This is a genomic window from Vibrio sp. 10N.286.48.F5 (assembly GCF_041469785.1).
Taxonomy (GTDB): domain Bacteria; phylum Pseudomonadota; class Gammaproteobacteria; order Enterobacterales; family Vibrionaceae; genus Vibrio; species Vibrio crassostreae_C.
The window spans coordinates 1-763 of sequence record NZ_JBFRLG010000054.1 but is presented as its reverse complement, the minus strand read 5'-3'; the positions used below and the strand labels follow the sequence as shown (position 1 = coordinate 763).

1 protein-coding gene is annotated in these 763 nt (G+C 45.6%); it reads left to right on the top strand.

Annotated features, from left to right (window positions below; all coding sequences use genetic code 11):
* Positions 1–74 precede the first annotated feature (74 nt).
* On the top strand, positions 75–763 hold a 689-nt coding region (locus AB4185_RS21410; protein WP_372135907.1), incomplete at its 3' end, for a VCBS domain-containing protein.

Sequence of the window (763 nt, the reverse complement as noted above, 5' to 3'; positions counted from 1 at the left end):
ACCTTGATGTTTGGCCTAATGGCACTTATCAATTCAAATTAGATGCTGGTACCAATCATCATCCGGACGATCTAATCAGTAGCCTACATGCTGGCGAGTCGATGGAGCTCCCCTACGAAGTCGAAACCACTGATGGTCAGAAGCTCACCATTATGGTGAAAGTGACCGGTGAAGATAACCAAGCAAAAATTGCAGTGACGCCCTACTCCAGCCTAAATAATCATGTTTACGAAGATCATACTTCCTTTGGCAATACCACCAGTCAACTCAGCAGTGGTGGCACGTTACAGGTCATTGACCCGGATCACGATCAAGCCGGTTTTATCGCACAAACCATCACTACCGCCGAAGGTGGTCGGTTCAATATCAACGCACAGGGCCAATGGTCATACGATATTGACAATGATAAAGTCCAACATTTAGGCGCAGGGGAAAGCTTCCAGCAAACCTTTACCGTTGAATCTATCGATGGCAGTGCTAAAAAAGATATCACAGTGACCGTTCACGGCACCAATGATGCGCCCGTCGCATCAGCTGAAGTACGTTTAGCGAATGGCTTAGAAGATAATAAAATTGTCCTCACCCCTGCACAGCTACTGGCCAATTCTAGCGATGTTGACGACAACGATATTGGCAAATTATCCATTGAAAACCTACAGGCTGACCACGGTGCTATTGTATTAAATGCCGATGGTACCTTCACGTTTACCCCAGATAAAGACTATAACGGCCAAGTGCATTTTAGCTATGATGTTAAAGATGC